The organism is Bradyrhizobium sp. Pha-3, from assembly GCF_042258325.1.
In the GTDB taxonomy this organism is placed as follows: Bacteria; Pseudomonadota; Alphaproteobacteria; order Rhizobiales; family Xanthobacteraceae; genus Bradyrhizobium; species Bradyrhizobium elkanii.
The window spans coordinates 8,712,080-8,737,144 of sequence record NZ_CP170151.1; the positions used below are offsets into that span (position 1 = coordinate 8,712,080).

At 65.3% G+C, this 25,065-nt stretch carries 21 protein-coding genes and 1 pseudogene; 6 read left to right on the forward strand and 16 right to left on the reverse strand.

The window, feature by feature from the left end; genetic code table 11:
- The first annotated feature begins 157 nt into the window (after positions 1 to 157).
- The 3 genes from ACE10X_RS41680 (at position 158) to tcuB (ending at position 4,117) form a co-directional block, all read left to right on the forward strand.
- Complete coding sequence (locus ACE10X_RS41680; RefSeq protein ID WP_375763804.1) at positions 158 to 1,468, forward strand: MFS transporter; 1,311 nt, start codon at positions 158 to 160, stop codon at positions 1,466 to 1,468.
- Between the two features lie 128 nt (positions 1,469 to 1,596).
- Entirely contained in the window at positions 1,597 to 2,997 is a 1,401-nt protein-coding gene (gene tcuA / locus ACE10X_RS41685) for an FAD-dependent tricarballylate dehydrogenase TcuA (protein WP_375763805.1), read from the forward strand.
- A gap of 16 nt (positions 2,998 to 3,013) precedes the next feature.
- A complete protein-coding gene (gene tcuB, locus ACE10X_RS41690) occupies positions 3,014 to 4,117 on the forward strand; it encodes a tricarballylate utilization 4Fe-4S protein TcuB (RefSeq protein ID WP_375763806.1) in 1,104 nt (367 codons plus the stop codon).
- A gap of 39 nt (positions 4,118 to 4,156) precedes the next feature.
- On the opposite strand, the gene ACE10X_RS41695 is transcribed toward tcuB, so the two are convergent.
- The 5 genes and pseudogenes from ACE10X_RS41695 to ACE10X_RS41715 all read right to left on the reverse strand — a co-directional run bounded on the left by ACE10X_RS41695 (position 4,157) and on the right by ACE10X_RS41715 (position 7,441).
- Entirely contained in the window at positions 4,157 to 4,318 is a 162-nt protein-coding gene (locus tag ACE10X_RS41695) for a hypothetical protein (protein WP_375763807.1), read from the reverse strand.
- Complete coding sequence (locus tag ACE10X_RS41700; RefSeq protein WP_375763808.1) at positions 4,318 to 4,671, reverse strand: class I SAM-dependent methyltransferase; 354 nt, start codon at positions 4,669 to 4,671, stop codon at positions 4,318 to 4,320. Before ACE10X_RS41700 ends, ACE10X_RS41695 begins: the two co-directional genes overlap by 1 nt.
- Positions 4,672 to 4,785: 114 nt before the next feature.
- Positions 4,786 to 5,199 (reverse strand): annotated as a pseudogene (locus tag ACE10X_RS41705) (Rieske (2Fe-2S) protein).
- Positions 5,200 to 5,252: 53 nt separating this feature from the next.
- Complete coding sequence (locus ACE10X_RS41710) at positions 5,253 to 6,362, reverse strand: amidohydrolase family protein (RefSeq protein ID WP_375763809.1); 1,110 nt, start codon at positions 6,360 to 6,362, stop codon at positions 5,253 to 5,255.
- Positions 6,359 to 7,441, reverse strand: a complete 1,083-nt coding sequence (locus ACE10X_RS41715) for an amidohydrolase family protein (RefSeq protein ID WP_375763810.1) — start codon at positions 7,439 to 7,441, stop codon at positions 6,359 to 6,361. The genes ACE10X_RS41710 and ACE10X_RS41715 overlap by 4 nt, the downstream gene beginning before the upstream one ends.
- Positions 7,442 to 7,614: 173 nt before the next feature.
- Here ACE10X_RS41715 and ACE10X_RS41720 point away from each other — a divergent pair, with 173 nt between their 5' ends.
- Positions 7,615 to 8,097: a CinA family protein gene (locus tag ACE10X_RS41720; protein ID WP_304557338.1), complete on the forward strand. Its 483-nt coding sequence runs from the start codon at positions 7,615 to 7,617 to the stop codon at positions 8,095 to 8,097.
- A 324-nt stretch (positions 8,098 to 8,421) separates the two neighbouring features.
- On the opposite strand, the gene ACE10X_RS41725 is transcribed toward ACE10X_RS41720, so the two are convergent.
- From ACE10X_RS41725 to ACE10X_RS41735, 3 genes are all read right to left on the reverse strand, one after another.
- Entirely contained in the window at positions 8,422 to 9,732 is a 1,311-nt protein-coding gene (locus tag ACE10X_RS41725) for an HlyD family type I secretion periplasmic adaptor subunit (RefSeq protein WP_038384815.1), read from the reverse strand.
- Positions 9,729 to 11,480, reverse strand: coding sequence for a type I secretion system permease/ATPase (locus ACE10X_RS41730; RefSeq protein WP_375763811.1), 1,752 nt, complete (start codon positions 11,478 to 11,480; stop codon positions 9,729 to 9,731). The genes ACE10X_RS41725 and ACE10X_RS41730 overlap by 4 nt, the downstream gene beginning before the upstream one ends.
- Before the next feature lie 149 nt (positions 11,481 to 11,629).
- Positions 11,630 to 12,430 (reverse strand): acyl-CoA thioesterase domain-containing protein, encoded by an 801-nt coding sequence (locus ACE10X_RS41735; protein ID WP_375763812.1) that lies wholly within the window; start codon positions 12,428 to 12,430, stop codon positions 11,630 to 11,632.
- Between the two features lie 109 nt (positions 12,431 to 12,539).
- On the opposite strand from ACE10X_RS41735, the gene ACE10X_RS41740 reads away from it, so the two are divergent.
- Positions 12,540 to 13,448 carry a LysR substrate-binding domain-containing protein gene (locus tag ACE10X_RS41740; RefSeq protein ID WP_375763813.1) on the forward strand — a complete coding sequence of 303 codons (909 nt, stop codon included), beginning with the start codon at positions 12,540 to 12,542 and terminating at the stop codon, positions 13,446 to 13,448.
- Here ACE10X_RS41740 and ACE10X_RS41745 read toward each other — a convergent pair.
- The 7 genes from ACE10X_RS41745 to ACE10X_RS41775 all read right to left on the reverse strand — a co-directional run bounded on the left by ACE10X_RS41745 (position 13,445) and on the right by ACE10X_RS41775 (position 20,770).
- Positions 13,445 to 14,422, reverse strand: a complete 978-nt coding sequence (locus tag ACE10X_RS41745; protein WP_375763814.1) for an ABC transporter ATP-binding protein — start codon at positions 14,420 to 14,422, stop codon at positions 13,445 to 13,447. The two genes, ACE10X_RS41740 and ACE10X_RS41745, sit on opposite strands and share 4 nt — an antisense overlap.
- Positions 14,419 to 15,831 (reverse strand): amidase, encoded by a 1,413-nt coding sequence (locus ACE10X_RS41750; protein WP_375763815.1) that lies wholly within the window; start codon positions 15,829 to 15,831, stop codon positions 14,419 to 14,421. Before ACE10X_RS41750 ends, ACE10X_RS41745 begins: the two co-directional genes overlap by 4 nt.
- Entirely contained in the window at positions 15,828 to 16,037 is a 210-nt protein-coding gene (locus tag ACE10X_RS41755) for a hypothetical protein (RefSeq protein WP_028339145.1), read from the reverse strand. Before ACE10X_RS41755 ends, ACE10X_RS41750 begins: the two co-directional genes overlap by 4 nt.
- The gene (locus tag ACE10X_RS41760) at positions 16,034 to 17,107 is read right to left on the reverse strand and encodes an ABC transporter ATP-binding protein (protein WP_038384810.1); all 1,074 of its coding nucleotides are present in this window, start codon (positions 17,105 to 17,107) and stop codon (positions 16,034 to 16,036) included. Before ACE10X_RS41760 ends, ACE10X_RS41755 begins: the two co-directional genes overlap by 4 nt.
- A gap of 3 nt (positions 17,108 to 17,110) precedes the next feature.
- A complete protein-coding gene (locus ACE10X_RS41765) occupies positions 17,111 to 17,998 on the reverse strand; it encodes an ABC transporter permease (RefSeq protein WP_193375416.1) in 888 nt (295 codons plus the stop codon).
- 2 nt (positions 17,999 to 18,000) lie between these two features.
- A complete protein-coding gene (locus ACE10X_RS41770) occupies positions 18,001 to 18,954 on the reverse strand; it encodes an ABC transporter permease (RefSeq protein ID WP_038384809.1) in 954 nt (317 codons plus the stop codon).
- 196 nt (positions 18,955 to 19,150) lie between these two features.
- Complete coding sequence (locus ACE10X_RS41775) at positions 19,151 to 20,770, reverse strand: ABC transporter substrate-binding protein (RefSeq protein WP_375764656.1); 1,620 nt, start codon at positions 20,768 to 20,770, stop codon at positions 19,151 to 19,153.
- Positions 20,771 to 21,012: 242 nt separating this feature from the next.
- Between ACE10X_RS41775 and ACE10X_RS41780 the strand changes: the two genes are divergently transcribed.
- Positions 21,013 to 22,620, forward strand: coding sequence for an ABC transporter substrate-binding protein (locus ACE10X_RS41780; protein WP_375763816.1), 1,608 nt, complete (start codon positions 21,013 to 21,015; stop codon positions 22,618 to 22,620).
- Between the two features lie 166 nt (positions 22,621 to 22,786).
- On the opposite strand, the gene ACE10X_RS41785 is transcribed toward ACE10X_RS41780, so the two are convergent.
- Positions 22,787 to 25,021, reverse strand: a complete 2,235-nt coding sequence (locus tag ACE10X_RS41785; RefSeq protein ID WP_038384806.1) for a CHASE2 domain-containing protein — start codon at positions 25,019 to 25,021, stop codon at positions 22,787 to 22,789.
- Positions 25,022 to 25,065: the final 44 nt, after the last annotated feature.

Consider the following 25,065-nt stretch of genomic DNA (forward strand, 5'->3'; position numbering starts at 1 on the left):
GCGATGTCCGCCTACGGCTTTTTTCCATTAGCCCCCCGCGTGATTTCGGGTTGGTCGCGCCGGACAGGCGTGCCAAATTGCCGCACATGGCAGTTAACTGCTTTGGCCGGCGAAACAATTTGCGCCGGCCGTTTCGTCACGGGGAGGAAAGGGCGTTATGTCGCAGTCGAGTTCATCGCAGGTCCCGCAGATCAAATCGCGTCTTGGCGCCATCCTGCGCGCGACCAGCGGCAATTTTCTCGAGCAGTTCGACTTCTTCCTGTTCGGCTTCTATGCGCAGGCGATTGCGAAGGCCTTCTTCCCCTCCGAGAACGAGACGGCGGCGCTGCTCAACGCGTTCGGCGTGTTCTGGCTCGGCGCCCTGATGCGCCCGGTCGGCGCCGTCGTGCTCGGCGCCTATATCGACCGCATCGGCCGCCGCAAGGGCCTGATCGTGACGCTGTCGATCATGGCTATTGGCACCGTGGTGATCGCGCTCTGCCCGAGCTATGCGACCATCGGCATTGCGGCGCCGATCATCGTGCTGATCGCGCGCCTGCTGCAGGGCTTCTCCGCCGGTGTCGAGCTCGGCGGCGTCTCGGTCTATCTCGCGGAGATCGCCACGCCCGGCAATCGCGGCTTCTACACCTCGTTCCAGTCGGCGAGCCAGCAGGTCGCGATCTTCGTCGCCTCGATCCTCGGCTTCGTCCTCAGCGAGAGCATGCCGGCCGCGACCGTTGCCTCCTGGGGCTGGCGCATCCCGTTCTTCGTCGGCTGCCTGATCATCCCGGTGATCTTCTTCCTGCGCCGGACGCTGGAGGAGACTCCGGCGTTCCTCGCGATGAAGAAGCATCCGACCGCGAGCGAGGTGTTTGCCTCGGCGATCGCGAACTGGCGCATCGTCGTCCTCGGCATGATGATCGCGGTGCTGACCACCACCACCTTCTACTTCGTCACCGTCTACACGCCGACCTTCGGCAAGACCGTGCTGAAGCTCTCGACCCAGGACGCGCTGCTGGTGACGCTGCTGGTTGCGGTGACCAACTTCATCTGGAATCCGGTCGGCGGTGCGGTGTCCGACCGGATCGGCCGCAAGCCGGTGCTGCTGGCGATCGCCGGCCTGTCCCTCATCACGGCCTATCCGGCGCTGCACTGGCTGGTGACCAATCCGTCGTTCGGCAAGATGCTGGCGGTCGAGATGATGTTCTCGTTCTATTTCGGCGTCTACAGCGGCACCATGCTGGGCTGCCTGGTCGAGATCGTGCCGGCGCATGTCCGCACCACCTGCTTCTCGCTGGCCTTTGCGCTGGCGGCCGGGCTGTTCGGCACCTTCACGCCGTTCGCCTCGACCTGGCTGATCCAGCAGACCGGCGACAAGGCTTCGCCCGGCTACTGGCTGATGTGCGCCGCAGCTCTCGGCATCGTCGCCACGCTGATCGTCTATCGTGGCGGCCAGACCATCGAGCAGCGCGAGACGGTTGCGGCTTGATATTCCACTTCGCGGTCGGGCAGGCTCGCTGGGCATGACTTCTTCGGAAAATCGCGACACGCTTTTCCGGATCATGCTCATGCGCCCGGCCGTGTTGCTTTCCATGCCAACAACGATAACAAGAGCGCATGGTTGATCTGACGCGCAGGTTCGACGTCCTGGTGATCGGCGGCGGCAACGCTGCGCTGTGCGCTGCGATCAGTGCACGGCGCGCCGGCGCCTCGGTGCTGGTGCTGGAAGGCGCCCCGAAATTCTATCGCGGCGGCAACACCCGCCACACCCGCAACATGCGCTGCGCCCATGACGCGGCGACCGAAATCCTCACCGGTCCCTACACCGAGGAGGAGTTCTGGAACGATTTGCTGCTGGTGACCGGCGGCCAGACCGACGAGGAACTGGCCCGCTTCATGATCCACGAATCCAAGGACATCCTGAACTGGATCGTCGAACAGGGCGTGCGCTGGCAGCCGTCGCTCGGCGGCACGCTGAGCCTTGGCCGCACCAACTCGTTCTTCCTCGGCGGCGGCCGCGCGATGCTGAACGCGCTCTATCGCACCGCCGAGGAGCTCGGTGTCGACATCCTCTACGATGCCGAGGTCATCGACCTCACGATCGAGGACGGCATGTTCCTTTCGGGGCAGCTGAAGCAGCCGGTCGGCGGCAAGACCGAAGTCCGCGCCTCGACCCTGGTCGCGGCGGCCGGCGGCTTCGAGGCCAACATCGAATGGCTGAAGGAGTCCTGGGGCGATGCGGCCGACAATTTCCTGATCCGCGGCACGCCCTATAATCGCGGCGCGATCCTCAAGATGCTGCTCGCCAAGGGCGTGCAGGAGATCGGTGATCCGACGCAATGCCATGCGGTGGCGATCGATGCGCGCGCGCCGAAATTCGACGGTGGCATCATCACGCGCCACGACTCGGTCGTGTTCGGCATCGTCGTCAACAAGCATGCCGAGCGGTTCTACGACGAGGGCGAGGACATCTGGCCGAAGCGCTATGCGATCTGGGGCCGGCTGGTCGCCGCGCAGCCGGACCAGATCGCCTACATCATCTTCGACTCGACCGTGGTGACGAGCTTCATGCCGACGCTGTTTCCACCGATCGCGGGCGCGACGCTTGCCGAACTCGCCGGCAAGCTCGAGCTCGACGCGGTCGCGCTGGAAAAGACCATCAACGAGTTCAACGCCGCAGTGCAGCCCGGCACCTTCGACCACACCATCCTCGACGACTGCGCTACCCAAGGCATCATGCCACCGAAGACGCATTGGGCGCGCCGGATCGAGACGCCGCCCTATCTCGCCTATCCGGTGCGGCCGGGTATCACCTTCACCTATCTCGGCACCCGCGTGAACAGAGAGGCGCGGATGCTGATGAAGGACGGCAAGCCGTCCGCCAACATGTTCGCCGCCGGCGAGATCATGGCCGGCAACGTGCTCGGCAAGGGCTATGCCGCCGGGATCGGCATGACCATCGGCAGCGTGTTCGGTCGCGTCGCCGGCCGGGAAGCAGCCAAGAATGCGCGGAACTGAAGGCGGGACTGACGCGATGCACGGGACGAGGATCTTGCAGGAAGCCGACCGTCTGATGACGGTGTGCAATTCCTGCCGCTATTGCGAGGGCCTGTGCGCGGTGTTTCCCGCGATGGAGATGCGCCGCGCCTTCTCCGACGGCGATCTCAACTACCTCGCCAACCTCTGCCACGGCTGCGGCGCCTGCTACACCGACTGCCAGTTCTCGCCACCGCACGAATTCAACGTCAATGTACCGAAGACGCTTGCGGTCGCGCGCGCCGAATCCTATGCCGCCTATGCTTGGCCGCGCGCCTTTGCCGGCGCGTTCGCGCGCAACGGCCTCGTCATCAGCCTGATCGCAGCGCTCAGCGTCGCCGCCTTCATCTTCGGCTTCGCCGCGATCAATGATCGCGGCGTGCTCACCGGCATCCACACCGGTCCCGGCGCGTTCTATAAATTGATGCCGCACAACGCGATGGCGCTGCTGTTCGGCTTGGCCCTGCTCTACGCGATCCTGGCGGTGGTGATGGGCGTGCGCGCGTTCTGGCGCGACATCGGCGAGCCGGTCGGCATGACGACGGATGCGAAGGCGCTGTTGCAGGCGGTCCGCGACGGCGGCGAGCTGCGCTATCTCGACGGCGGCGGTGTCGGCTGCTTCAACGAGGACGACCAGCCGACCGACCGCCGCAAGCTGTATCACCACTTCACGTTCTACGGCTTCATCCTGTGCTTCGCCGCGACCTGCGTCGGCACGCTCTACCACTATCTGCTGGCGCGCGAGGCGCCCTATGCGTGGTGGGACCTGCCCGTCGTGCTCGGCACGCTCGGCGGCATCGGACTCGTGGTCGGCCCGATCGGACTCCTGTCGGAGAAATGGAAGCGCGACCGCGTGCTGGTCGACGAGCAGCGCATGGGTATGGACACCGCGTTCATCCTGATGCTGTTCCTGACCAGCATTACCGGCCTCGCCCTGCTGCTGTGGCGTGAGACCGCCGCGATGGGTCCGTTGCTGGCGCTGCATCTCGGCGTGGTGTTCGCGCTGTTCATCACCATGCCCTATGGAAAATTCGTGCACGGCATCTACCGCTTCGTCGCGCTGGTGCGCTATGCGCGCGAACGGCAGATAATGGCGGAATGAATGCGGGTCGGTTAGCGCAGCGTAGCCCAGCTTACGAACTCATCCTGCATCGGGCTTTGTCGCCAGGGCACAGAACCACTCATTTGTCTCGACCAGCTGAGCCTGCGTGAAGCCGGCTGCTGCCAGCTGTTCCGCCACCCCTTCCTTGGGCTGTCCGGAGTAGCGCGTAAAGCCGAGTGCGATCCTGCCGCTCGGCTTCATTACGCGCCGGACCTCCCGTAGCGCCCGGCGATGGCGTCCGGCCAGACTTGCATCGAGTTGATCGCCAGCACCTTGTCGAAGCTATCCGCATCGAATGGCATGCGCACCACGGAGCCAAGCCGAAGCTCGACACGACCATCCTCTATCGCGGCCGCGTTCCGGGCGCGAGCTTGTCCGACCATCTCCTGCGACGGATCGATGCCCGCGACGCGTGCCGCCGGCACCAATGTCGACAGGCGTTGAAGGACGACGCCCGGACCAAACCCGACCTCGAGCACGCTGTCGTGCGGCCCGACCTCGAAGCGATCTGCGACCCACGCGCCGCAATCTGCATTGGTGCGTGCCATGATCATGCCGCCGAGCCTCCCCAGGAGACCCCGAGGACGGCCAAACGCACGCAAGAGGATGCTTTGCAGGACGCTCACCGATTGCCATCTCCGGTGAACAGGATTTCGGGGCGGTCGCGGCTACAGATCCACCACCACGTAGTCGCTCTCCACCGCAACCTTGATGGTCTCGGCGACATATGGCCCCTTCACCACATTGGTGCCCGGCTCGACGCTGACCGGATAGGCGCGCACGCGGAAGCGGCGCGGGTCGCAATAGGACTGGCCTGTGCGGATGTCGAACTCTCAGCCGTGCCAGGGACAGCGCAGGATCTCGCCGAGCTTGGTGTATTCGATCTCGCCGGGATCGGACGATGAGGCGAGCCCGATCAGCGGCCCCTCGCACAGCGCCGCGCCCTGATGCGGGCAGCGGTTCAGCAGGCCGAAGAACTCGCCTTTGACGTTGAAAACGGCGATCGGCCGTCCATCGATCTCGAGGAATTTTCGCGAACCCGGCGGCAGCTCATCTACCGGGGCGATCACATGCCGCGCCATCAATCGTTCTCACGCATGATCTGATTCGAAAAACCGGTTCCCACTTTTTCGGATCATGCGATACCGTACAGCTGCCTGGCGTTGTCGAGATAAAACGCCTGGCGATTGGCATCGCTGACGCCGGCCGGCAGCACGCGCGACGGCTCGTCGTAATCCCAATGCGGGTAATCGGTCGCGAACAACAGTCTGTCCCAGCCGATCCACTCGATGGTCTGGAACAAATGGTCGCGGCTCTCCGGATCCTCCATCGGCTGCGTCGTCCACCAGATGTGGTCGCGGATATATTCCGACGGCTTGCGCTTCAGATGCGGCACTTCGGTATGCAGCCGCGAAAACACCTTGTCGAGGCGCCAGGCCAGCGATGGGGCCCAGCCGAACCCGGCCTCCACCATCACCATCTTCAATTTCGGGAAGCGTTCGAACACGCCCTCGAGCACGAGGCTCGCCAGCGCGGTCTGCTGGCACTGCGAATGCCCGACCATCTCCTCGATATAGTAGCTCGGCCAGCCCGACGCGGTGATCGGGTTGCCGCCGAAGCCGAAGGCGTGCACGCCGATCGGAAGGCCGGCTTCCTGTGCCGCCTCATAGATCGGCCAGTAGCGGCGCTGGCCGAGCGGCTCGACATTGCGGCTGAGCAGCAGCACCTGGACGAAATTTGTGTCGCCCGCGCGCTTGCGGATTTCGGCCGCGGCCGACACGCCATCCTCATTGGCGACGACGACCGAGCCTTTCAGCCGGGAATCTTGGCTGGTCCATTTCTCGATCTGCCAGTCGTTGATGGCCGAGCAGATCGCGCCGGCGAGATCCTGGTTGCGGATGCCTTGCCCGGTGTTGAGCGGGTTGAGCACGCCGAGCGCGACATTGTTGGGATCGAGGTGCTGCTTCTGCATGAAGGACAGCGACGAGCCCTGCGGGCCGCCTTCCGGCGGATAGGCATCGCGGCGCGACGCATTCGGCTGCGCCTTCGGATAGGGCGGACCTTCCATCATGCCCTGATAGGCATGGACGCCGAAGGTCTCGAGATGCGCATGCCAGCGCTTTTCGAGATAAGGATACAGCTCGTCCTTGGTGGCGCGGGCCGGATGGATGTCGCAGTCGGCGATCGCGGTCTTGATGCTCGTCGGTGACGCGGTTTCGGGACGCTCGCGAAGCTGGATGTTCATGGCGTCATCTCCTTCACCTTGAGCCGGCCATAGGTCGCATGCGGATTATCGATCATGATCTTGCGCACCAGATCCTGCGACAACCCCTGCGGCAGCACCTCGTCACCATCGAACTGCCAATGCGGATAGTCTGACGAGAATAGGATCAATTCGTCCGACTGCATATGGTCGAACAGGCGGTTCAGCGTGTCTCCGTCCGGCGGCGCATCGATCGGCTGCAGCGAGAAGCGGATGTTGCTGCGCACAATCTCCAGCGGCGCGCGGTCGACCCACGGGGTCTCCATGCGCACGCCGCGCCAGAACTTGTGCAGCCGCCACAGGAATGGCGGCAGCCAGGTGAAGCCGGACTCCAGCATCACCATCTTCAGGTTCGGATGGCGCGCGAACACGCCCTCGACGATCAGGCTGGTGAGCTGGGTCTGGAACGCCTGCGCCTGCGCGACATAATCCTCGATGTGATAGGAGCCCCAGCCGACCGAGGTCGGCGGATTGTGATAGGCGCTGCCGGCATGGATGCCGACCGGCAGGCCGAGCCGTTCCGCCGCGGCGTAGATCGGCCAGTAGTGGCGCTTGCCAAGCGGCATGTCGCCCATCACCAGCATCAGCACCTGCACCTGCACGAAGCGCTTGTCCTGCGCGCAGCGCTCGATCTCGGCGACCGCCTTTTCGATGCTCTGCACCGGGATCACGATCGAGCCGCGCAGGCGATCGTCCTTGTCGAGCCATTCCTTGACCAGCCAGTCGTTCAGCGCGCGACAGAACGCATCGGCCATGTCCTCGGAGAACACCGTCTGCACGCCGTAGAGCGGATTGCAGATGCCGTAGGCCGTGCCGAACCTGTCGAGCGCCTGGCGCTGCATGTCCGCAAGGCTCGAGCCCGGCTTGCCTTGTGCGGGACGCCAGTCCGGCCGCGACGAGATCGGCGAATTGGTCGGATAGGATTGCGAGATCAGGTCGGTCATGCCGCGCGTCGTCACCTGGTCGCGCCAGTAGTCGTTCATGTACGGCAGCAGGCTGGTGAGGTGAGGTACGGCGGGATGCAGATCGCAATCCACGCCGCCCGCGATCGGCGACGTCATGATGTTTCCTCCGCGCACGCTCTCACAACAAGCTTGTCGGGCGGCGCTTGGTTCTTGGCTCGCATTCAAGCAGGCCATGCCGCGGCCTGCAACTCGGCAAGGGCCTGCATGCTGTGCTAGGAAGGCAGAACGCCCCACGGGATTTTCATGGCAAGCAACGAGAAAGAAGGCCGATGAACGCGCTCACATCCATCGCCGAACAGGTCGCCGCAAAACTGATCGCGAACAAGCAAACGGTTGCGGTCGCGGAATCCTCAACCGGCGGACTGATCTCCGCATCGCTGCTCGCGGTTCCCGGCGCGTCGGCCTATTTCCTCGGCGGCGGCGTGATCTACACGCGCGACGCGCGGCGCGCGCTGATGGACATTCCCGACGATGCCATGCGCGGGCTCCGCTCGTCGTCGGAACCCTACGCGCAATTGCTGGCGCGGCAGATCCGCGAGCGCCTCACAACCGACTGGGGATTGTCGGAGACCGGCGCCGCCGGCCCGACCGGCAACCGCTACGGCGACGCCGCCGGCCACAGCTGCATGGCGGTCGCAGGCCCCCGGCAGCAGGTGATCACGCTGGAGACCGCCAGCAGCGACCGGCAGGCGAACATGCAGGCATTTGCGAAGGCGGCGCTGGAGTTGTTGTTGAAGAATCTGGAGCGGTAGTCGCTTCACGCGCGCTACACTCGACGATGCCGAATCATCGCCCACGGCTCAATCTCGCTCCGTCATCCTGAGGCGCGAGCCTCTTCGGCGAGCCTCGAAGGATGAATCGGCCGGAGTGGGGCCATGCATCCTTCGAGGCTCGCCGAGCGGCGCAATTGCGCCGCAGGGCTCGCACCTCAGGATGACGGATCAACGATGGGTAGCTCGGAAGTCACCGTGGCCCGGATGAAGCGAAGCGCAATCCGGGGCAGCTATATCCGCCGCACGACTGTTCCCGGATTTCGCTTCGCTTCATCCGGGCTACGAAAGCGGTAACGCGAGAACCTACTTCTCGCGGAACGAGCGCATGAACTGGTCGCTCATCGGCTTCATCAGATAGGACAGCATGGTGCGGTCGCCGGTCTGGACGAAGGCTTCCACCGGCATGCCCGGGATGATCTTCACCTCGCTGCCGAGGCGCGCGACTTCTTCCGGCGGCATCGAGACGCGGATGGTGTAGTAGCTCTGCCCGGTGCGCTGGTCGGTGGTGACGTCGGCGGAGACGCGGGTGACGACGCCGTTCAGCTCGGGCGTGGTGCGCTGGTTGAAGGCGGAGAGCCGCAGCACGGTCTTCTGTCCGACCTGCAGCTTGTCGATGTCCTGCGGATTGACCTTGGCCTCGACCGACAGATCGTCGGCCTTCGGCACGATCATCATGATGGCGTCGCCCGCGGTAATAACGCCGCCGACTGTGTGCACGGTCGACTGCAGCACCACGCCATCCTGTGGTGCGCGGATATCGATACGGCGGAGCTGGTCCTCGGCGGTCACCTTGCGCTCGACGAACTCGCCGATCTTGTCGTTGGCCTCGCGCAGGTCCTTCGAGACCTCCGAGACCATGTCCTTGTCCACCTGGATGATCTGCAGCTCGGTCTCGGTGATCTTGCCCTTGGCCTGCGCGCGCGAGGCGATGTATTGCGCGCGCTCGCCGGCGAGCCGCGCCGCGTCGCGCTCCAGCGTGGTCAGGCGGGTGAGCTGCACCAGATGCTGCTCGTAAAGCTGGCGAACACCGACCAGTTCGGTCTTCACCAGCTCGATTTCCTTGTCCTTGGACTTCTCCTGCGCCTCGAGCCCCGAGATCTCCTCGTTAAGCTGGGTGACGCGCTCGCGCAGCTGCGCCTTCTGGCCGGTGCGGCCATTGACCCGCACCTCGAACAGCTTGGTTTCGCTCGCCATGATGTCGCGAACGTCGGGATCCTTGGCCTGCTCGGTGAGCTGCGGCGGGAAAGCGATCTTGTCGCGGCCCTGCTGCTCGGCCTCGAGTCGGGCCGCCCGCGCATAGAGCCCGTTCAGCGTCTTGACCACGATCGCAAGGCTGGCCTTCACGACGGTCTCGTCGAGGCGCACGACGATGTCGCCCGCCTTGACCACGTCGCCGTCGCGCACCCGCACTTCGCCGACCACGCCGCCGGTCGGATGCTGCACCTTCTTGACGTTGGATTCGACCACCACCGAGCCCGGCGCGATCAGCGCGCCCGAGATCGGCACCGTTGCGGCCCAGCCGCCGACGCCGCCGCCGAGAACCAGAACCACGGCGAGGCCGACGATCAGATGCTTGCGGATCGAGCGATGTGCGTTGCGCGGTTGATCGGTCATGACTTGGCGGCTCCCGCATCCGCGACGATCTTGATCGGCGTTGGCACCGGCGGCGCGGCACGCTGCAGCACCTGCGCAAGCACGGCCTCCTTCGGCCCGAAGGTCTGCATGCGTCCGTCCTTCAGCACCAGCAGATGGTCGACGCCCTCGATGCCGATCGGCCGGTGCGCAACCACGATGACGATCGCGCCGCGCTCGCGGGCGCCGCGTACCGAGCGGGTCAGCGCCTCGTCGCCTTCGCTGTCGAGATTGGAGTTCGGCTCATCCAGCACGATCAGGAACGGATTGCCGTACAGCGCACGCGCCAGCGCCACGCGTTGCGCCTGGCCCGCGGAGAGCGCAGTGCCCTGTTCGCCGACCTGGGTGTCGTAGCCCTCGCGCATCTTGATGATCATCTCATGCACGCCGGCCTCCTTGGCCGCCGCGATGATGCCGTCGGACTTGGCGTCGGGATCGAACCGGCAGATGTTCTGCGCGACCGTACCGGCGAACAGTTCGACGTCCTGCGGCAAATAGCCGACATGACGGCCGAGCTGGTCCGACGACCACTGGTCGAGCGCGGCGCCGTCGAGCCGTACCTTGCCCCGCGCCGGCAGCCAGACGCCGACCAGCGCCCGGATCAGCGACGACTTGCCGGAGCCGCTCGGGCCGATCACGCCGACGCCGCTGCCGGCCTCGACGGCGAAGGTGATGTCCTGCACGATGGCGCGCTGATCGCCCGGCGCGACCATGGTCACGGCTTCGACCGAAAGCTTCTTCTCCGGCGCCTGCAACAGGGTCTGCTCGGGGCGCGCCGGCATCTGCTGCAGCAGGCGGTTGAGCCGATGCCAGCTCTGCCGCGCGGCGACGAAGCCCTTCCAATGCGCGATCGCAAGATCGACCGGCGCCAGCGCCCGCGCGCTCAGGATCGAGCCGGCGATGATGATGCCGCCGGTGGCCTCCTGATGGATCACGAGATAGGCACCGACCGCGAGCACGGCGGACTGCAGCATCATGCGCAGCACCTTGGCGACCGCACCGAGCCCGCCGGTGACGTCGCTCGCATGCTGGTTGCCGGACAGATATTCCTCGTTGGCCTCGTTCCAGCGCCTGTTCATGCGGCCGGCCATGCCCATCGCCACCAGCACCTCGGCATTGCGGCGGCTGGAGGCGGCGAGATCGTTGCGCCGCGCCGCGAGCGTCATCGCTTCCTTGGCCGGCGTGCGCGACAAATATTCGGTGATCAGCGTCAGCGCCACCAGGATGATCGCGCCGACCAGCGCCGTGACGCCGAGCAGCCAGTGGAATGCGAAGCAGATCACCATGTAGAACGGCAGCCAGGGCAGATCGAAGAACGCGCCGGGACCCATGCTGCCGAGGAAGGAGCGCACATTGTCGAGGTCGCGCAGCGGCTGCAGGCCCTCGCTGCGATTGCCGGCCATCAGCGGCAGCCGCACGACGGTGTCGAACACCCGTGCGTTGAGCGCTTCGTCGAGCGAGGTGCCGACGCGGCCGAGGATTCGTCCGCGCAGCAGATCGAGCACGCCCTGGGCGATGTAGAGGACCGCGGCGATGACCACGAGGCCGACCAGGGTGGGAACGCTGCGGCTCGGCAGCACCCGGTCGTAGACTTGCAGCATGAACATCGAACCTGTCAGGTAGAGCAGGTTGATCATGCAACTGATGAGGCCGACGCCGATAAAAGCGCTGCGGCAAGCGCGCAGCGCCTCAGCCAGTTCGGAACGCCGGACAGCGGGCGCGGCTGCCATAAAAACTGATCTCTGCAAAATAAAAGAGTTACGTGATCACCACGTTGTATAGACGTTTGCGACCACCGTCCATTTTAAGTCGCGTGAACCAAAGCATGGTTCGCGGCCTAATTTTGTGATCGCACCGACAGTTGACGGAATAATTAGGGTTAACCGGCCGCGGAACCCTGGCCCTGTGCGGGCGCGCTTCTCGGAAACGGCACGAGAATGACCGACATCGAGACCCGGCCGATCTCGCCATCCACATCGAGCAATACCCCGCTGCCGACGCCGAGCCCGGCTTTCGGCCGCCAGCGGGCCTCGGCGCGAACGCCGATCCACGCGCCCCGCGGTGGCCTGAACAGCTGCACCGCGAGGTTCGGATTGGGGTCGGCCACCACGTTCTGGACCGGGCGCGCGATGCCGTGGGTCCAATCAGCCGGGCCGAGCACCCGCGCCAGCGGGCCGGCGTCCGCAATGACGGCGTGATGCAAGCGAAACCAGGCGGTATCGCCGCCGGCACGGGCCTCCATCGCATCCATGAACCAGCTGCGGCCATGGCCATGGACGGCGCGCAGGTTACGCAACGGAAATTCCGTGGGATCCACCGGATCGGCAGTGCTCCCGTAAAACCCCGGGACTTCGACGGCACGCTCGCGCGACAGTGTCACGCGCACCGTCGCGCAAGGTTGCTCCTCACCGGCCGGCCAGAGCGTGTTGTCGACGACATTGACCCGGCCGCCTTCGGTCACCACGGTAACGTGCGTGCGCAGTTCCGCCATTGGCGTCGGCCGCAGGAACCAGGCCGCCGCCGAGATCGCGGTGCCCCAGTTGCGCGCGCCGGCCATGGCCTCGACCTCGCCGGTCAGCAGGCTTGCGACCGCGCCGCCCTGAAGGCCAGTGAACGGCCCGGCCGCAAGCGCCGCGGGCTTCCAGTGATGGGGCGTGGCGAGCGGTTCGAAGATGGCCAAGGCGAATGATCCCTGAGATGAGCAGGATTGAGCGTTCGGCCAATCTGATCCAAGAATAGCGGCCATGACAAAAGGCCATTCATCACTTCAGGTGAGCAAGATTCACCCATTGGATACCCCCGATCCGCGGGTGATCCCGCCGCTGCCGGCGCTGCTCGCCTTCGAGCGCGCGGCCACCCAACTCAGCTTCCGGCGCGCCGCGCGAGACCTGTCGCTGAGCCCGTCGGCGATCAGCCACCAGATCCGCGGGCTGGAGGAGCAGTTCGGCACCAAGCTGTTCGTCCGCGGCGCGCGCCAGGTGCGATTGACCGACGACGGCGAGCGCTACCTTGCAAAAGTGTCGGCCGCGCTGGCGACGCTGCAGGAGGCTAGCCGTGACATGCTGCGGCAACGCGACGAGGCCGGCGGCGAGTTCTGGATCAGCTCATTGCCGTTCTTCACCAGCGCCGTGCTGCTGCCGGCCCTGCCGGAGTTCAAGCGGCGCCATCCGCAACTGACGGTGCGGATCGAGGCCACCCACCAATATGCCGACTTCAACGGTTCGCGCGTCGATGTCGCGATCCGCTACGGGCGAGAACACGCCGCCGGACTGAAGGTCGAGCCGCTGGTGCAGGTCAAAGGAATGCCGGTCTGTACGCCGGCGCTGGTCAAGGCAGGTCTTCGGACCCCTGCGGACCTGTCGCGCGAGGTGCTGATCCATGTCACGACGCAGCCGCGGGCGTGGCCGGCCTGGCTGAAGGAGGCCGGGCTGCCCAATCTCGCTCCGCGCGGACATCTGTGGCTCGACAGCGTGCCGGCGATGCTGGAGGCCGCCGAACACGGGCTCGGCGTCGCGATTGCGATCGCGCCCCTGATCAAGGCGCGGCCGGGCTTCGGCAAGCGGCTGGTGGCGCCGTTTGCGTTCGAGGCCGCATACAGCGAGACGATCTACCTGGTCTCCCGCACCGAGCAGGCGCGGGACCGCCGCATCGCCGCGGTGCGACGCTGGATCACGGACGCGGTCGCGCGCGCGAGCTAAACCGTGGCGGGCGCCGGCTCGGCCAGGATGCACCGTGCCAAACGGCCGGGAGCGACCTGCACGACCGGCGGCAAGCGCTCGCTGCAGCGCGGCTCGGCGAACTTGCAGCGCGGTGCGAAGGAGCAACTGGCCGGCGCGTGATCGAGCGAGGGCGGCGTGCCCGGGATCGTCTCCAGCCGCTGGCCGCGCATCGCGCCGTGAATGGTCGAGGCCAGCAAACCCTTTGCATAGGGATGCACCGGCGAGCGCACGATGTCGCGCAGGGCGCCCTGCTCCACGATCTGGCCGGCATACATCACCGCGACGCGATCGCAGATCTCGATCGCGACACCAATATCGTGGGTGACGAAGATGACCGACATGCCGAACTCGCGCTGCAGTTCGCGCAGCAGCAGCAGGATCTGGATCTGCACGGTGGCATCGAGTGCCGTGGTCGGCTCGTCCGCGAGCAGGATCTTCGGCTTGCAGGCCAGCGCCAGCGCGATCATCGCACGCTGGCGCATGCCGCCCGACATCTCGTGCGGATAGGAGTCCAGCCGCCGCTTCGCGGAGGGGATCCGCACCACCTCGAGCATTTCGAGCGCGCGGGCCGTCGCCTCGCGCTCGCTCTTGCCCTCGTGACGCATCACCGTCTCCGCGATCTGCCGGCCGATGGTGTAGACCGGATCGAGCGCCAGCGCCGGCTCCTGGAAGATCATCGAGACGGTCTGGCCGCGGAATGCGGACAGCGCCTCGTCGTCCATCGCCAGCACCTGCTGGCCCAGCACCTTGACGCTGCCGGAGATCTGCGTGCGCTTCTTCGGCAACAGCCGCATCAACGCGCGCAGCGTCACGCTCTTGCCCGAGCCGGACTCGCCGAGCAGCCCCAACACCTCGCCCTCGCCGAGCGACAGGCTGAGATCGTTCACGGCATGGACCGTGCGATCGCCGGTGAAGCGGATGTTGAGGTTGTCGATCTCGACGAGGTTGGTCATGCGAGCTTGGGCACCCTGGCGTGGAAATCGGTCGCGCGCTGGAAGGCGGCGCCGATCCGAAGCAGAACCGCTTCCTCGAAGGAGCGGCCGATCAGTTGCATGCCGACCGGCAGACCCGCCTTGGTGAAGCCGGAGGGAATCGAGAGCGACGGCAGGCCGAGATAGTTGACCGGGCGGGTGAACCGCGTCAGGCGCTGCAGCACCGCGTCGGCGCCGGGACCATTGCCGACATCGCTCTCGGCAATCGTGGGCGCCGGCACCGGCGACGACGGCGCAATGACCGCATCGACCCCGTTGACCGCCGCGTTGTGCGCGGCGAGCGCGGGGCCGCGCCAGCGCATCGCCTCGAGATAGGTGACCGCCGGAATGGTCAGCCCGTTCTGCAGCCGCATCAAGACCTGCGCGCCGTAATCCTGCGGCCGCTCGATCATCCAGCGCTTGTGGAAGGCGGCAGCCTCTACCGCGAGCACCAGCTGCGATGCCGAGGAGAGCTGGCGCTGATCGGGCAGCTCGACCTTGACGATCTCGGCGCCCTCCTTTTTCAGGGTGGCGACGGTCTCGTCGAGGATACGCGCCACCTCAGGATCGAGGTCGTCGACATAGAACGCCGTCGGGACGCCGATCTTCAGACCCTTCAGCGACTGCTTGGTCGCGGCCAAGTAGTCGGGCACCGGCTGCGTCGACGCTGTCAGGTCCTCCGGGTCCGCCCCGGCCATCAGGCCGAGCAGCAGCACGCAGTCCTCCGCGGTCTGGGCCAGCGGACCGACCGTATCGAGCGACTGCGACAGCGGCATCGCACCGGCGCGGCTGACGCGGCCGACCGTCGTCTTCAGGCCGGTGACGCCACAGAAATGCGCGGGCATGCGCACCGAGCCGCCAGTGTCGGAGCCGAGCGCCGCGAAGGTGAGCCGCGCAGCGACCGCCGAGCCCGAGCCCGACGACGAGCCGCCAGTGATGTGCTCGGTGTTCCAGGGATTGCGCACCGCGCCGTAATGCACGTTGTGGCCGGTCGGCCCATAGGCGAACTCGACCATCTGCAACGAGCCGAGGCGGACCTGTCCGGCATCCTTCAGCCGCTGCAGGGCGGTCGCAGTCGTCTTCGGCACGAAGTCGCGGCGAATCAGCGAGCCGCAGGTCACGACCTTGCCGGCGTCGTAATACATGTCCTTGTGCGCCAGCGGCACGCCATGCAGCGCACCGCGACTATTGCCCTTGGCGAGCGCGGCATCGGCCTCGGTGGCGGCGGCCAGCGCCTGCTCGGCTTCAACAGCCATATAGGCATTGAGGCGCGGCTGCCATTCCGCAATGCGATGCAGCACGGCGCGAGTCACCTCATGCGAGGAAACTTTCTTGTCGGCAATCGCCTTGGCGACCGCGGTCAGCGTCATCAGGGCCGGTTCAGAGCTCATTTCGACACCTTCTCGATCTTCTGCGCGATCTGCGCCAGCAGGAAGCTCGCGGGTTCGAGATCGAAGGGCAGCGTGCCGGAGATCGGTGCGAAGCCGTCGAATGCCGGCCCGATCGAGTTGGCGATCCGGGTAGCGACGTCGTCGTCGGCGGGCACGTCGGCGACGTGCGCGATCACCTTGACATCCTTGGGAGTGGGTCTGGTCATGCCGCGTTTTCTCCTTTTGCTTTTGCCGGCGCGCGGCTGTGCCCCGAGCCAGGAACGGCCATGTAGCACGCCGCTTGATGGCCCATTGTATCGAGATCGCTGAGTTTTGGCGTGTCGTTTGCGCAGAGCGGCTCCGCAAACGGACAACGGGTGTGAAACCGGCAGCCCGATGGCGGATCGATTGGATTGGGCGGATCGCCCGAGATCGGCGGCACCTCGGTGCGCTTGTCGGGATCGGATGACGGCATCGCCGCCAGCAGCGCGCGGGTATAGGGATGCGCCGGCGCGTCCCACACCGCATCGACCGGGCCGAGTTCGACGACCTCGCCGAGATACATCACCAGCACGCGGTCGGAGATGTAGCGGACGACGTTGAGATCGTGGCTGATGAACAGGTAGGTCAGGCCGAATTCGCGTTTGAGGTCGGCGAGCAGATTGAGCACCTGCGCCTCGACCGATTTGTCGAGCGCGGAGACCGCTTCATCGAGGATCACGAGCCGCGGCGACAGCGCGAGTGCACGCGCGATATTGACGCGCTGGCGCTGGCCGCCGGACACCTCGTGCGGATAGCGGTTGGCGAAAATCTCCGGCCGCAGGCCGACCTTGCCGAGCAGCTCGCGCGCCAGCGTCCGCGCCGTGTCGTCGGCCATGCCGTGGACCTTTGGCCCGAAGGCGATCGATTCCTCAATGGTGAGGCGCGGGTTGAGCGAGGCGTAGCTGTCCTGGAACACCATCTGCACGCCGCGCCGCAAATCGCGCAGCGAGAGCGACGGGCCGACCTGCCGCCCGTCATAGATGATATCGCCGGCATCGCGTGCCATCAGGTGCATCAACAGCCGCGCCGTGGTCGATTTGCCGCAGCCGGATTCGCCGACAATGCCGACGGTCTCGCCCTTCATGACCGCGAAGGTGACGTCGTCGACGGCGCGCACGGTCTTGCGCGGACTGAACAGGCCGCCGCGCACCGGGAAGTGCTTGGTCAGTCCCTTGACCTGCAGCAGCGGCTGCGCGGCGCCGCCGAGGTCGGCGACCGGCTCCAGCATACCGACGGAGAGATTGGCGTCGCTCATGCTTTAATTCCTGATGTCCATGGCGCTGCGCATGCCGTCGCTGAGCAGATTGAAGCAGATCGAGACCGCGAAGATCATCGCACCCGGCAACGCCGCGACCCACGGATTGACGTAGATCGCCGTGCGCAGCGTGTTCAGCATCAAGCCCCATTCCGGCTCCGGCGGCTTGGTGCCGAGCCCGAGGAACGAGAGACCGGCCGCAAGGATCATCGACACCGAGATCAGGCCGGTGGCGTAGACGAAGATCGGGCCCAGCACGTTGCCGAGCATGTGCACCCGCATGATAGTGAAGGGGCCGGCGCCGGACGCGCGCGCCGCCTCGACGAAATCCATGTTGCGGACGCCGGTGGTGACGCTTTCGGCGACGCGGGTGATCTGCGGCACGAACACGATGGTCAGCGACACGATCGAATTGGTGATGCCGGCGCCGAGCGCACCCGAGATCGCGATCGCCAGCAGCACCGACGGGAAGGCGTAGAACACGTCGACCGTGCGCATGATCGCGGTGTTGAGCTTGCCGCCGACATAGCCGGCGACGAGGCCGAGCGAGGTGCCGATCACGAACGCGAAAATCACCGGCAGGATGCCGATGACCAGCGACAGCCGTCCGCCATAGATCAGCCGCGCCAGCATGTCGCGGCCGAGCTCGTCGGTGCCGAGCGGATAGCCCGGCGTGCCGATATGGCGGAGACGGCGGATCATCGAGCCCTGATAGGGATCGGCGAGATGCAGCCACGGCGCCAGCAGCGCGGAGGCAAAGATCAGCACCAGGATGATGGCGCAGGCCATGCTGACCTTGTCGCGCCTGATGCGGCGGGCAACCGTCGCCCAATAGCCGCGCGCCTTGCTCGCGGGAGCGGCCTGTAATGCAGTATCTGACATCGCACTCATGCTCAGCTCCGCTTGATGCGCGGATCGATCGCGGCCTGCGCGATGTCGACCAGGAGATTGAGCAGCACGAAGAACAGCGCCAGCACCAGGATGGTACCCTGCAGCAACGGCAGATCGCGCTGGAAGATCGCCGAGTTCAACAGCAGGCCCGAACCCGGCCACGAGAACACGGTCTCGATCAGGATCGAGCCGCCCAGCATGTAGCCAAGCTGAAGCCCCATCACCGCGAGCGCGGTCGGCGCCGCATTCTTGACGACGTGGCGGAACACCTCGGTCTCGCGCAGGCCCTTGGCGCGCAGCGCCTCGACGAAATCCTGGCTCAGGATGTCGCCGGTCAGCGCGCGCACCGTGCGGGTGACGATGCCCATCGGGATCACCGAGGTCGTGATCGCCGGCAGCACCAGATAGCGCAGATGCTCCCAGTCCCACGCCCAGGCGCCGGAGCCGCCGGGACCTGCGCCGACCGCGGGCAGCCAGTTGAGCTGCACCGAGAAGATGATGACCAGCACCATGCCGAGCCAGTAATGCGGCAGCGACACGCCGGCGATGGCGAAGGAGGTCGCGACCTTGTCGACCCAGGTGTCGCGGAAATAGCCGGCGATCAGGCCGAACAGCAGGCCGAGCGTAAAGCCGATCATCGCGGCCGCGATCGCCAGCATCACGGTGTTGCCGACGGCGCGCATCACCTCGGTCAGGACGGGCCGCCCGGTCGCGATCGAATTGCCGAGATCGCCATGGATCGCGCGCCACAGCCACAGACCGAATTGCACCGGCAACGGGCGATCGAAGCCGTAGGCCGTGCGCAACTGCGCGGCAAGCTCCTGCGAGGCATCGGCCGGCAGCACCGCGACCAGGGGGTCGCCGGGCGTGATGTGCACCAAGAGAAAGCACACCAGCGCCACGCTGAGCACGATCGGAATGACGTAGACGATCCGTCTGGACGTATAGGCGAACACGTTGCGTTCTTTCTTCCTTCTCCGTTGTGGGAGAAGGTGGCGCGCGGAGCGCGCCGGATGAGAGTTTCCATCCGCGGATACAATCATTTCATCTCAGGGAGGCGTGTCCGCGGAGACAACCCCTCACCCGGCTTCGCTCCCGCGAAGCCACCCTCTCCCACAGGGGAGAGGGTGCACGTATTGCGCGACTAGCGCCTCACGGCGCGACCGTGACCGGCGAGAAGTCGACGAACCAGCTCTTCGGCTGCACAAAGCCCTTGATCTTCGGGCTCATCGCGCGCGGTGCGACGTCGTGGGCTACATAAAGGAAGGCCGCGTCATCGACCGACGCCGCATGCAGCTCGGCGAGCGCGGCGTCGCGCGCCGCCGGCTCGAAGGTCTGGCGGGCCTTCTTCACCAGCTCGTCGAACTTCGGGTTGTTGTTGAAACCCCAGTTGTTCGATACCGGCGGCGCCATGCCCGACTGCAGGAAACGCACCAGCGCGAAGAACGGATCCATCGCCGCATAGGTGACGTTGATGGCGTTCGAGCCGTTGGCGGTCGGATCCTTGGTGCCGCGCCGCCAGTTGGTGAACAGCGTATTCCACTCGATGACGTCGAGCTGCACATCGAAGTAGCACTCGGCCAACGCCTGTTGCAGATACTCGTTCATCGGCAGCGGCAGCATCTGGCCGGAGCCCGACGCCGAGGTCTGGATCTTGACCGTCAGCTTCTTGTTCGGACCGAAGCCCGCCTCCTGCATCAGCTTCTGCGCGGCCGGCTTGTCGTATTTGATCTGGAAGGTCGGGTTGCCGCGCCAGGGGTGGCCGGGCTCGAACGTGCCGGTCGCCGGCACCATCAGGCCGGCAAGCAGGCCGTCACGCAGACCTTCGCGATCGACGCAGAGATTGGCAGCCTTGCGGACGCGGATGTCGTTCCACGGCGAACCCTCGACGCGCGAGAACTGCCACGGCCAGACATGCGGCTCCTCGTTGGAATAGAGGTTGAAACCCCGCTGCTTGATCTCGGGCAGCGCGTCCGGCGCCGGCGCCTCGATCCAGTTGACCTGCCCCGACAGCAGCGCCGCGGTGCGGGCATTGGCCTCCGGCATCGGCAACAGCACCATCTTGTCGACCTTCGGCACCCGCGCCTTGTCCCAGTAATTTTCGTTCTTCACCAGTTCGAGCCGCTCGCGCGGGGTGAAGCTCGACATCTTCCAGGGCCCGGTGCCCGACGCGTCCTTGGCGAACGCGGCCCATGCGGCCTGCGACTTCGCCTTGGCGTCGGCGCCTTCAGCCTTGTCGTAGAATTTCTGCCACTTGGCCGGGCTCGCCATGAACAGATTGGTGAGATTGATCGGCAGGAAGCTGTCCGGCTCCTTGGTGGTCAGCTCCACCGTCATGTCGTCGATCTTGCGCGCCGAAACCAGCGTCGGCATGCGCGAGGCGGTGACGCCGACCTGGCTCGCATCGTATTGCGGCGCATCCTGCTTCAGCACCTTGTCGACGTTCCAGACCACGGCGTCGGCGTTGAACGGCGAGCCGTCGTGAAAGGTGACGCCGGGGCGCAGCTTGAAAATCCACTTGGTCTTGTCGGCATCGTCGACCTTCCACTCGGTGGCAAGGCCGGGGATCATCGCGCTCGCCTTGTCCGAGGAGGACAGGTCCCACATCGTCAGCGCATCATACATCGTAAGCCCGGTGAAGCGATTGCCCTCAAACCCCTGGTCGGGCTGACCGAGCGTGCGCGGAATATCGGCAGCAGTCATGCCAATGCGCAGCACGCTCTCCGCGCTGGCGATCGCCGGCACGCCTGCGGCTATCGCAAGCACCAGCATGATCGCCGTCGCATTGGTTTTCCTGTTACGCATCTGAGCAGCCCCTTCGAGTCTGGTGACGTTTTGGTGATTATTTCTTGGGCAAGCGTATGCAATGCCTGTGCCAAGGGGAATAGTTCATCAGCAAATAACCGCCGGGCGCGTCATTTCTTCCCACCTCGCGCCCGAACGGAGCGAAGATGCCTATTCTGGCATCATGCTTGCAGGATTTGGCTCCGACATCTTTCCAACGGAGCCTTCATATGCGTGCGCGCAATTCGATCCTGATGGCAGCAATGGCGCTTGCCCTGACCGCGGGCTGGCCGGGAAAATCCGCGCAAGCAGAGTCCATTGTGCGCTACGGCATCTCGATGGCCGACATCCCGCTGACGACCGGCCAGCCCGATCGCGGCGCCGGCGCCTATCAGTTCACCGCCTACACGATCTACGATCCGCTGGTGGCCTGGGAGATGGACGTTGCCGACCGGCCGGGCAAACTGGTGCCCGGGCTTGCGACCGAATGGAAGGTCGACGACAACGACAAGACGAAATGGCGCTTCACGCTGCGCAAGGGCGTCAAATTCCACGACGGCAGCGACTTCAATGCCGACGCGGTGATCTGGAATCTCGACAAGGTGCTGAACGACAAGGCACCGCAATTCGACAAGCGGCAGAGCGCGCAGGTCAAGACCCGCCTGCCCTCGGTCGCGAGCTACGCCAAGATCGACGATTTCACCATCGAGATCATCACCAAGACCGTCGACTCCTTCTTCCCCTACCAGATGCTCTGGTTCCTGGTCTCGAGCCCCGCGCAATATGAAAAGCTCGGCAAGGACTGGGACAAGTTCGCCAGTCAGCCCTCCGGCACCGGTCCGTTCAAGCTGACCAAGCTGGTGCCGCGCGAGCTCGCCGAGCTGACGAAGAACCCGGACTATTGGGACAAGAAGCGGCTTGCGAAGGTCGACAAGATGATCCTGATTCCGATGCCGGAAGCGCTGACCCGCACCAACGCGCTGCTGGCCGGCCAGGTCGACCTGATCGAAACGCCGGCGCCCGACGCCGTGCCGCAGCTCAAGGCCGCCGGCATGAGGATCGTCGACAACGTGACACCGCATGTCTGGAACTATCACTTGAGCGTACTGCCGGGCTCGCCATGGACCGACATCCGCCTGCGCAAGGCGCTCAACCTCGCGATCGACCGCGACGCGGTGGTTGGCCTGATGAACGGCCTCGCCAAGCCCGCCAAGGGCCAGGTCGATCCGTCGAGCCCGTGGTTCGGCAAGCCGACGTTCGATCTGAAATACGACGTCGCAGCCGCGAAGAAGCTGGTGGAGGAAGCCGGCTATTCGAAGGACAAGCCGCTGAAGGCGACCTTCATCATCGCCCAGGGCGGCACCGGGCAGATGCTGTCGCTGCCGATGAACGAATTCCTGCAGCAGAGCTTCAAGGAGATCGGCATCGAGATCGACTTCAAGGTGGTCGAGCTCGAGACATTATATACGCACTGGCGCAAGGGCGCGGCGGACGAGATGAATGCCGGCATTACCGCCAACAACATCGCCTATGTCACGTCGGATCCGCTCTACGCCATTGTGCGGTTCTTCCATTCCGGCCAAGTGGCGCCGGTCGGCGTCAACTGGGGCGGCTACAAGAACCCGAAGGTCGATGCGCTGATCGACGAGGCCAAGCAGACCTTCGATACCGCCAAACAGGATGAGCTGCTGGCGCAGGCCCATGCGCTGATCGTCGACGATGCCGCGCTGGTGTGGGTGGTGCACGATACGAATCCGCACGCGCTGTCGCCGAAGGTGAAAACCTTCGTGCAGGCGCAGCACTGGTTCCAGGATCTGACCCAGATCGGGCTGGAGTAAGTTGTTGGTCGTCGCCGGGTAAACCTCTCCGCCGTCGTCCCGGCGAAAGCCGGGACCCATAACCACGAATGGATGTTGTTAGAAGGCCGTCTGGCCGCTTGCCCATTGCGCCAGCCGCGGCTTATGGGTCCGGCTTTCGCCGGGACGACACAGACTGCGTATCACGTCACTTCGTCGTCAACGCAAACGCGCCGTCCCAGTCTTGCGGCGGCGGCTCTTTCTGGAACGCGCGGATGCGCGCCTCGTAGAGGCGGTAGAGATATTGCAGCGTCTGCGCGTCGTCGGTCTTGCGGCCGCGTTCGATCGCGGCGAGCGCGCCGTCCCAATCGCGGCCGCGGTAGCAGGCGAGCATCTCGATGGTCAGGTTGCGCAGCCGCTGGAAGCGGCCGGAGTTCGCGACATCCTCGCGGCCGGCAATCGCATAGATCACCTCGGGCTCCTTCTTGCCCTTGACCATGATGAAGTCGAGCTCGAGGATCGCGAACTTCTCCTTCACCGCGAGCGCGGTCTTCGATCCCACGATGATCGGGAAGCCGTACTCCTTGGACTGCCCCTCGAGCCGCGAGGCCAGATTGACGCTGTCGCCGAACACCGAATAGTCGAAGCGCACATCGGAGCCCATATTGCCGACCACGCAGGAGCCGGTGTTGAGACCGACACCGATGTTGAGCGGCACATAGACGTGGCCACCGTCCTTCGCCTCCTGCTCGCGCTCACGGTTGAGGTCGTCGACGCGCTCCAGCATGTCGAGCGCCGCATCGCAGGCGTTGAGCTGGTGCTGCTTGTCGTCGAGCGGCGCGTTCCAGAACGCCATGATGGCGTCGCCCATATATTTATCGATGGTGCCCTTGCGGGCAAGGATCGCGTTGGAAAGCGGAGTAAGAAAACGGTTCATCAGCGCCGTGAGGCCCTGCGGATTGCTCTTGTAGGTTTCCGAGATCGAGGTGAAACCGCGCATGTCCGAGAACATGATGGTCATCTCGCGCTCCTCGCCGCCGAGCACCAGCCGCTCCGGCGACTGCGCCAGCTGCTCGACCAGCGCGGGCGACATGTACTGCACGAATTGCGACCTGATCTGTCGGCGCTGCTGCTGCTCGCGCACGAAGGCAGAGAAGATCAGCGTGAGATAGATTGCCGTGGTCGACATCAGCGGATAGGTGAAGTCGATCAGCAGCCGGTGCTGGGAATAGAAATACCAGGACGTGCCGATCAGCACGGAAGCGAACATCCCGCCGACGGCGACCAGCGTGATCGGACCGAACTTCGGCGCGAAGGCGATGACAAGGAGCCCCATGATCAGCGCGGCGAAGAACTCGATGCCAATGCCGTAGTTCGGCTGCGAAACGACGTCGCCGGTCAGCGCGCTCTCTAGCACCTGGGCGTGGACCTCGACACCGGGCATCGCCGGCGTCACCGGCGTCGTCTTGATGTCGTTCAGCCCGATTGCTGAGGTGCCGATCACGATCAGCTTGCCGGCAATTCTGTCCGGTGAGACGCGCCCGTCCAGCACGTCAACGGCCGAGACATAGATCGAAGGATCGCGGCGGGCGTAGTGGATCCAGAGTTGGCCGTGGAGATCGGTCGGGATCGCAAAGCCCTTGAGACCAAGGCTCTTGATACCGGCCTTGTCGGCCTTGATCAGGATCGTGCCCGAGCCGCTCGCCACCCGCAGCATCTCGAAGCTCAGCGACGGCATGGTGATGCCCTGCGCCACCATGATCATCGGCACGCGCCGGACGATGCCGTCGCGCTCCGGCCTGATCGTGAACAGGCCGCGCCCGGCAGCCGCCTCCTCGAGCACCGGCACGTTGCGCAGCAACCCCGGGAACATGAACATGAAAGGCTGCGGCTCCTCGCCGAGCATCGCAAGTCCGGTGACCGGAAGCTTTTCATTGAGGTCGGCGCGCACATTGGGCCCGCCGGATTCGCCGAGCACCACGCGCGAATTCTTGATGGCTTCGGCCATGATGCTGTCGTTGCTCGGCAGCTGCCGGAGCCTCGCGCGCATCTCCTCATCGAGGCTGCTGAAGGTATCGGCGGCGATATCGGGGTTGAGACGGTCCGGCTCGGAGAACACCGCGTCGAACGCGATCACCACGGCGCCAAGCCGGGTGAGATTGGTGACGATGTCGGCGAGCCGCGTCCGTGGCCACGGCCACTGTCCGAGCCGGGGATCGGCAAGGCTCTTCTCGTCGATGTCGACGATGGTGACGGGCCGCGCGGTCTTCTGGCGCGGTTGCAGCGCCTGGAATGTGTCAAACGTCCTGACGCGAAGCTCCTGGACCGGAGCCGGATCCACGATCCGCAGCGCGGCAATGCCGATCAACAGCGCCACGCAGACCAGCCGCGCATAGCCGAAGCGCCGTGCGAACCACCTGCGTATCGCCTTCAGCCGTTTCATGCCATCTGGATATCACGCGCGCAGGATTGTTCCAATCGAGCAGG